The organism is Rothia santali, assembly GCF_024199905.1.
GTDB lineage: Bacteria > Actinomycetota > Actinomycetes > Actinomycetales > Micrococcaceae > Rothia > Rothia santali.
On record NZ_JANAFB010000014.1, the window covers coordinates 62723 to 70199 of the forward strand.

General features: G+C 61.2%; 8 protein-coding genes. 3 read left to right on the top strand and 5 right to left on the bottom strand.

Translation table 11 applies throughout. The annotated features are described in order from the left end of the window. Nucleotides 1-8: 8 nt before the first annotated feature. Both NBM05_RS07435 and NBM05_RS07440 read right to left on the bottom strand, forming a co-directional pair. Complete coding sequence (locus NBM05_RS07435) at nt 9-239, bottom strand: hypothetical protein (protein ID WP_254166238.1); 231 nt, start codon at nt 237-239, stop codon at nt 9-11. Further along, nucleotides 236-1138: a tyrosine-type recombinase/integrase gene (locus tag NBM05_RS07440; protein WP_254166240.1), complete on the bottom strand. Its 903-nt coding sequence runs from the start codon at nt 1136-1138 to the stop codon at nt 236-238. The genes NBM05_RS07435 and NBM05_RS07440 overlap by 4 nt, the downstream gene beginning before the upstream one ends. Before the next feature lie 254 nt (nt 1139-1392). On the opposite strand from NBM05_RS07440, the gene NBM05_RS07445 reads away from it, so the two are divergent. From NBM05_RS07445 to NBM05_RS07455, 3 genes are all read left to right on the top strand, one after another. Beyond that, nucleotides 1393-1968, top strand: a complete 576-nt coding sequence (locus NBM05_RS07445) for a recombinase family protein (RefSeq protein WP_254166242.1) — start codon at nt 1393-1395, stop codon at nt 1966-1968. Nucleotides 1969-2060: 92 nt separating this feature from the next. After that, nucleotides 2061-2333: a hypothetical protein gene (locus NBM05_RS07450; RefSeq protein WP_254166244.1), complete on the top strand. Its 273-nt coding sequence runs from the start codon at nt 2061-2063 to the stop codon at nt 2331-2333. Between the two features lie 210 nt (nt 2334-2543). After that, nucleotides 2544-2954 carry a S24 family peptidase gene (locus NBM05_RS07455; protein WP_254166246.1) on the top strand — a complete coding sequence of 137 codons (411 nt, stop codon included), beginning with the start codon at nt 2544-2546 and terminating at the stop codon, nt 2952-2954. A gap of 1123 nt (nt 2955-4077) precedes the next feature. On the opposite strand, the gene NBM05_RS07465 is transcribed toward NBM05_RS07455, so the two are convergent. From NBM05_RS07465 to gabT, 3 genes are all read right to left on the bottom strand, one after another. Beyond that, entirely contained in the window at nt 4078-5352 is a 1275-nt protein-coding gene (locus NBM05_RS07465; RefSeq protein WP_254166247.1) for an MFS transporter, read from the bottom strand. Between the two features lie 219 nt (nt 5353-5571). After that, nucleotides 5572-5901, bottom strand: coding sequence for a hypothetical protein (locus tag NBM05_RS07470; RefSeq protein ID WP_254166248.1), 330 nt, complete (start codon nt 5899-5901; stop codon nt 5572-5574). A gap of 229 nt (nt 5902-6130) precedes the next feature. Then, nucleotides 6131-7477 (bottom strand): 4-aminobutyrate--2-oxoglutarate transaminase (gabT, locus tag NBM05_RS07475; RefSeq protein ID WP_254166249.1); only part of this gene is annotated, 1347 nt, incomplete at its 5' end.

The window sequence follows — 7477 nt, forward strand, 5'->3', positions numbered from 1 at the left end:
GAATGCTCCTAGTTCTGGTCGTCGTTGGGGGTCTGTGCGTAGATGCGGGATATGAACGATGAGGACTTACCAGACCTCGGCTCCCCGATGGCGGTCGCGTACTCATCGAGGCTCATTGAATAGAGCGGCGTCATCTTGGTCTGCGGCCTGTCGATGTAGGTGCCAAGGTCACCCTTCGGATCCGCGGTGATGATGCGTCGGGCCGTCGTGTCGTGGCTGCACATACGGTTGTGGATCATGCTCGGCCTCCTTGGGGAGTGATGTTCTCGCTGTCACGGGGTATTGCCTGCAGGCGGGGGTGCGGTAAGTCAGGCAGGGAAGCGATAGCGGAAAGCAGCGCCGTGTCGTCGACGGCGACGTAGGCCTGGGTGGTCGTGATGTCCGCGTGGCCCAGTAGCTCCTGGACCGCGCGCAGGTCACGCAGCTTGGCGTAGGCGGAGGTGGCGAACCAGTGGCGTAGCTGGTGGGAGGTGTAGCCGGGTCCGAGCAGCTTGGAGAGCCGGCGGCCGACGTAGTCGGGGTGCCGGCTGCCGGTGAACCGGCCGGGGAAGTAGTAACCGGTGGTCTTCAGGTCCAGGTAGGGGGTGAGGTGTTCGTGGATGGGGATGACGCGCTGCACGCCGCCTTTGCCGGTGATGGTGAACCAGCCGTCCGTGCGGTCCTCGGTGCTCAGGGTGGCGATCTCGGTGCGGCGCAGTCCGGCATAGGCGCCGAGGAGGATCATCAGTTCGTCTTCGGTGCTGGTGGCGCGTTCGAGGGCGGCGTGGATGACCTGGTCCGGGGTGGGGCGTGCGCGTCGGCGTGGGACGGTGACGTTGAGTAGATGTTCGGTGGGGTCATCGGGGCGGGCGTCGGCCACGCGCATCCAGTGGAAGAAGCGGCGTGCGGAGGCGAGGGCAGATTTCCTGGTCGACGGTGACCAGTCGGGGTTGGCGAGCCAGGCGCTGATCTGTTCGGGGCGGATCGAGGTCGGGGGCTGGTCGTTGAGGCTCTGCCGGAGGTGGTTGATCCACCAGAGGCGGGTGGTGATGGTGCCCCGCGTCCGGCCGGCGGCTTCGAGCCAGTGCGCGAATCGGGTAGTGGCGGTGCTCCAGCTCATGGGCTGAACGGGGGTCTCTTTGTCAATGATTTTGAACATTTGGTATGCGGTAGCACTGGCGTCTGAGGCGGCTGTCGCACCCGTGGGAAAAGAGTCATAAATGGCGGCCGCAGGGTGGAATATGATACTCCGGTGCCCCTTGAATCAGTCTACAAAACGACCGTTTGATGAGACTGGCGGCGGGGCCGCAGATCGGGCCTGAAATGATCCGATCTGGTGTCTTTTTACTGTGTCTGTAAATGGCGGCGTCTATAAACTTACGAGCGGACTAAGTTTCCGAGACGGGAGGGGTCATGACGAGTTTCGGGTATGCCCGGGTGTCGACGGCGGACCAGAACACGGTGGATCAGGAGCGCATGCTGCGGCAGGCCGGCTGTGAGCTGGTCTTCCGCGATGTCGCCTCTGGAGAGCGCGCCTCGAGACCAGGGCTTAACGAGATGCTAGCAAGCCTCGGGCATGGGGACTCCGTCACCGTGGTGCGCCTGGATCGACTGGGACGGTCAATGCTGCACACCGCCTCACTAGTGGATAAATTCCGAAACGAGGGTGTGAGCTTCCGGTCACTGAACGACGGCATCGACGCGGGCACACCGGCAGGGGGCCTCATGATCGGACTGCTGGCCTCGATCGCGCAGTACGAACGGGAGCTGATCCGCGAGCGAACTACGGCTGGATTGAGGACCGCGCGAGCTCAAGGTCGATACGGCGGGCGACCTCGGGCAATCGACGGCCCACTGGGCAAGAGGTTACGAGAACTGATCGACCGCGGCTTTAGGCCCCCAGAAATAGCGAAGCAGGTTGGCGTGTCCCGAACGACAGCCTACAAGTACGTTCAACAGATCTCGAAGGAGAGATCGCTTGATACGTAGTGCCGCGAGGTGACCCATCAGGATGCTTGGATTGGAGGTAGAAAGTACGCCAAGAATAAGATTATGCATTCGAAAATTTGTACGCTAGAACCATGACGATTTCATACCGATTCAAGGCCCTTGGCCTTCCCGATCACCTCTCGGCCGTTACCACCAGTGCGCGCCACCTCTCCGAAGCGGATGAACCCTATGCCGCACTGAGCCGCCACCATCAGGCGTCGACCACCTTCCAAGGAGATGTCCTAAGATTCTGCGCCACGCGGCGTGAACGGCTCCTTTCGTCGTGGATCATCGCTGTTCTCATGCTCTTCAGCGCGATTTTGCCGTGGTTCACGATGGATGGGTTCTGGCCGTCCCTGGTGTAGTTCCTTTTCTTCAGCGTCGCTACGGTCGCAGTGGTGGTCGTAACGACCTGGCGGTGGCTGCCGTATTCGCTGGCTAATCAGGTGCCCACGATGAGAGTCCCACCGGAGGTGTACGCGTACATTCTCGATCGACCGGATGACGAGCGGAAGTCCCCCCGAACGACCTAGCATGCCTGGACCATACTCGAATATAAGTTCTAGTATGGCGGCATGACCCTGACCACACACGCCCCGTCCCGACCACCGCCTGCGGCGCGCTGCCGGCGCTTCCCACCGGGATCACCGCCATCGAGTGCGGGTGGCCAGGACTACGCGACGGACCGGCTGGACTTCGTCGAGATCCTCGTTCGTGACGCCGGGGCCACCTACGTGATCGCTGTCGAGGGTTCCTCCTTGCTGGACGCCGGGATCGCGCACGGGGATCTGATAATCGTTGACCGGGGCCTGGAGCCGGTACATCACGACATCGTGCTCGTCGACGACGACGGGACCGTCCAACGCTTCCTGCGCCAGACACCGCAACGAGTCTATGGCGCGCCGGCGATGCCGCCGCAGTTGAGCACGGCCTTGAACGCGGGTGTGGGGCGTGATCGCCACCTGCCTGCACTGGCTACGCGCTGAGGACTGGGCCGCACGGCCCACGTCGGGCCCGGCCGATGGTCCGGACCTCGAGGCGCTGCTAGTCCGCTGGGCATGATGTGCATCTTCCTGACACCGAACATGTCGTAGTTCTCGCGGTGCACGTCGGTGATCTCCCTTTTACTTACCACCTCGTCGCAATGAGCGCGAGTGGACGGCGGGCACATCTTGCGGGCGTAGTAAAGTGCTCGGAGCGATTTGGGTCCCGACTTCCCCCATGGTCCGGCAGATCGGCTCGATGCCGAAATGGTCCTTATGCTCGTTGATGAAACGGTGGGTCAGCGGGAGGGCTGGTCGAGGTCCGCCGCGAAGAAAGCCGAGGCCGACTGCAAGATCGCGTTCGCACACCGCCGTTCGCGGTCTCTTTCCCGAGGTCCTAGATCCGCTGGGCATCGGCCGTCGTGGCCCCGGACCGCTGGCGGGCATCGACCTGGGCCTGACGGCCCCAGCCTCGCAGGGCCTCGGGGAGGGTGACCCCGAATCTGGTCTAGGACCCGGCCAACCGCGCCACGCTGGGACTCGTCGCCATCTTCGAGATCGTCTGAGACCATGGGGGCACACTCATGAAGCTCGGTCGGGTACTTACGTGGTGCAGGCATGACAGGGAAGTTCCTTTTCCGCGGCTTTCACGGCCTCCATCACCCCCCGGAACCCAGCAGAAGGCTTTCCATGCCCGCCCGATCATCGACTTCGATAGGTCAGTGCATTCGGCCTCTTCGCTCGCGACTAGTGCATCACGTTCGCAGGCGTAGACTCCAACCTCGCCACAACCACGTCCTCCATCTGCTCCGCCGTCACCGTCGCCGCCAGGGTGTGGATCATCGACAAGCCTCTCCAAGCGACGCCACAGAAACCGAGACCGCCATTTCCCGGCCGTAGGATGACTGACCCCACGCGTGCGGCCAGTACCGTGTTCGCGTCCCCTCGCGCGCACACCAACACAAACCGTGACCGTAATCCCTGCGCCTGCGACGAATTGCGCGGATGACTCCATCGAAGAAGCTGCTCACGGTCGTCAACGGTCAAGACCAGATCAGATTTTGAACGCCTAGTTCAGGCCATACTTCATTCAACGATACAGATAATGAATTACTGGCGCGAGAAACTAGTTTCGGGCCTTAAGAAAGAAAGTTCCGATACCACTGAACAAAAATACTCCAGTAGCCGTCAAGCCGACGAGCCATATGCCTAAGTTACTCGACGCAAGAGTAGTCGCAACGAGAGGAGCGAACCCACCGACGACTCCTGCAAATTGGATAGCCATACCGGCAGTGGTTGCACGCGTAGTCGAACTCATCGACTCCATAAAGAACGACGGCGTCACACCATTAAGTGCAGCATGTCCAAGTCCGGCGGTCGCAACCATTGACAAGAATACCAGCGGAACGATTCCAGAATGGACTGCCAGGAAATATAGCCAAATGAAGAGGCAGTAGGCTAAAAGACCGGTAATCATGACGCGGCGACGACCGATTCTATCGGATAAGACTCCCCAGAATGGATTCATACACATCGCGGTCAGTGCTGCACCAGCTACAATCCACAGCATCGTCGAGCGGTCCACGCCCGCCGAAACCGCATAGGTGATTCCGAACACCGTCAACAAATACCATCCGACCTGAATCGAACAGTAAACAAGAAAGGCTCCAGTCAGCGGACGAGTCTCCTGGCGGAACATTTTCACCAGAGGCGTCCGGTTCGAGTTGACCTGTCCCGGATTTTCCGGGAGTGACTCAGGTAGATTTCGGCGAATATAGATCGCAACAAAGACAATCACTGCGGAGAGAAGGAAGGGCACACGCCAGCCCCACGAGTGAAACTGTTCATCCGGTAGGAGTGCCACTAAGGCGAATGCTCCAGAAGCCAGCACAGTACCAGCCTGCGTTCCAGCCGTAGAAAACGATGAAAAAAAGCCCTTCCTACCAGCACTCGCGTGTTCGACTACGAGCGCCATGGCCCCGCCCTGTTCCCCACCAATAGCAATGCCTTGAATCACGCGAAGGGAAACCAGAAGCAGCGGAGAAATGTCACCAATTGCATCGTAATCAGGGAGGAGTCCGATCAGAACTGTTGATCCACCCATGAGATACATAGTCCAGAGCAGTGTCACGCGACGGCCTCGAGTATCAGCTATATGCCCGAAAATTGCGGCACCAATAGGTCTGGTCAAGTAACCCACTGCAAACGTTGCAAACGAAAGCGCAGTTCCCACCGCGGGCGAAGCATTCGAGAAAAATAGCGGAGCAAATACGATTGCCGCAGCCGACCCATAGGCCACCAGGTCGTAAAACTCAACAGTACTTCCTAGAAACGTCGCCAATGCGGCTCGACGAGATGTTCTTTGACTCTCCGACGAGACTTCTGTGTTAGCTGAACCCATGCGAGGCCTTTCTACCTATGCGCCCAAGACCCACAGCCTTGATGAATCAAGCGTACGACTCTCAGATGAGCCACCATCATTGGGAACATGCCAAATTCAACCATGTATTTAGCACAACTAACTACAAGTTACCAGACCTTCCACGGGCAACCAGGATCCGCTGCCAAACGCCCGGCGCCCGATCACAGAATTCTGGGAATGCGCCCTGCCAACGATTCGCTACTCGGAGCTTCCTGCTCCACCGATGGGCCTCGGAATCTCTCTAGATGGGCCACCGATTTCCAAAGTTCTCTTCTTGGCCACCATCATATAGAGCCTCTCGTACTCGGCGGCGCACATTCCGCTTATTTCGCTTCCTTTAGGAATATATGGCTTTGATATGGTAATCTTGGTCATCTGCGTGAACGGGAATCGAAGTTCTGTTGCTGGAGCAATGTCCCCGAAGGTCATCCCTCCCTGAACAAAAACCTCGACCTTCTGCCCCTCGAGACTGACCATCTGCAGGTGTTCGATGATCCGCCCTAATGCCCAGATATGTTCGTCTTTCAAATAAAAACTATACTCTCGAGTCCTGCGCGTACGCTGAAATCGTATGAACCCCATATCTCACTCCCGTCTAATACCACTCTCTGAATCGTGGAACTTTCTACGCCTCTCAAGTCGTGACAAAAGTGCACGTTAGCAAATTGCCAATATCTGCTATTGCAAACCCACGACTCGCCCGTTCAGGTGAATTCATCTATTTTGACGATTTCTACCGGAAGGAGCTTAATCGCTTTTATGATTCATGCTCCCAGGAGCGGAGCCCCTCGACCAGGACGTCGAGCGCCTTCCCCAGCAGGTCCTCGCCGATCGTCAGCGGGGGCAGCAGGCGGATCACGTTGCCGTAGGTGCCGCAGGTCAGGATCACGACGCCGCGCTCGAGGCAGTAAGCGGCGACCTCCTTCGCGGCGGTCGGGTGCGGTGCCTTCGACGCGGAGTCGGAGACCAGCTCGATCGCGAGCATCGCCCCGCGCCCGCGCACCTCGCCCACGACGTCGAGCTCCTCCGCCAGCGGCTCCAGCACCTTCCGGGCCTGGGACTCGATGGCCTTGGCGCGGCCGTTGAGGTCCCACTCCTCCATCGTCTCGATCGAGGCCAGCGCGGCGGCGCACGCGACCGGGTTGCCGCCGTAGGTGCCGCCCAGGCCGCCGGGGCCGACGGCGTCGAGCAGGTCAGCCCGCCCGGTCACCGCGGAGAGCGGCATGCCGCCGGCGATGCCCTTGGCCAGGGTGATCAGGTCCGGCACCACGCCCTCGTGGTTCACGGAGAACCACTCGCCGGTGCGGCAGAAGCCGGCCTGGACCTCGTCGGCGATGAACACGACGCCGTTCTCGCGGGCCCACTCGGACAGGCGCGGCAGGAAGCCGTCCTCGGGCACGATGAACCCGCCCTCGCCCTGGATCGGCTCGATGAGGATCGCCGCGACGGTGTCCGCGCCGATCTGCTTCTCGATCTGGGAGATCGCCCGCTCGGCGGCCTCCTTGCCCCCGATCGGGGCGGGCTCGCGGTAGGGGTAGTTCATCGGCACGCGGTAGACCTCGGGCGCGAAGGGCCCGAACCCGGACTTGTAGGGCGCGGCCTTGGCGGTCAGCGCCATCGTCAGGTTGGTGCGGCCGTGGTAGGCGTGGTCGAAGACGACGACGGCGTTGCGCCCGGTCGCCGAGCGCGCGACCTTCACGGCGTTCTCCACGGCCTCCGCGCCGGAATTGAACAGCACGGTGCGCTTCTCGTGGTCGCCCGGGGTCATCTCGTTGAGCTTCTCCGCGACGCGGACGTAGCCCTCGTAGGGGGTCACCATGAAGCAGGTGTGGGTGAAGTGGGTGGCGGACTCCCGCACGGCCTCGACCACCTTGGGCGCGGAGGCGCCCACCGAAGTCACGGCGATGCCGGCGCCGAGGTCGACCATCGAGTTGCCGTCGACGTCGACGATCACGCCGCCGTCGGCGTCGGCCGCGTAGACCGGCACCGAGCTGGCGACGCCGCCCGGGACGACCTTGGCGCGGCGCTCGGCGAGCTCCTGCGAGCGGGGGCCGGGGAACTGCCCGGTCAGGCGGATCTCCTGGGGGAGGCGGTAGGTGATCTC

Coding starts and splice junctions, on each gene's coding strand:
- NBM05_RS07435 (WP_254166238.1), bottom strand. CDS start 239: ATGATCCACAACCGTATGTGCAGCCACGACACGACGGCCCGACGCATC.
- NBM05_RS07440 (WP_254166240.1), bottom strand. CDS start 1,138: ATGTTCAAAATCATTGACAAAGAGACCCCCGTTCAGCCCATGAGCTGG.
- NBM05_RS07445 (WP_254166242.1), top strand. CDS start 1,393: ATGACGAGTTTCGGGTATGCCCGGGTGTCGACGGCGGACCAGAACACG.
- NBM05_RS07450 (WP_254166244.1), top strand. CDS start 2,061: ATGACGATTTCATACCGATTCAAGGCCCTTGGCCTTCCCGATCACCTC.
- NBM05_RS07455 (WP_254166246.1), top strand. CDS start 2,544: ATGACCCTGACCACACACGCCCCGTCCCGACCACCGCCTGCGGCGCGC.
- NBM05_RS07465 (WP_254166247.1), bottom strand. CDS start 5,352: ATGGGTTCAGCTAACACAGAAGTCTCGTCGGAGAGTCAAAGAACATCT.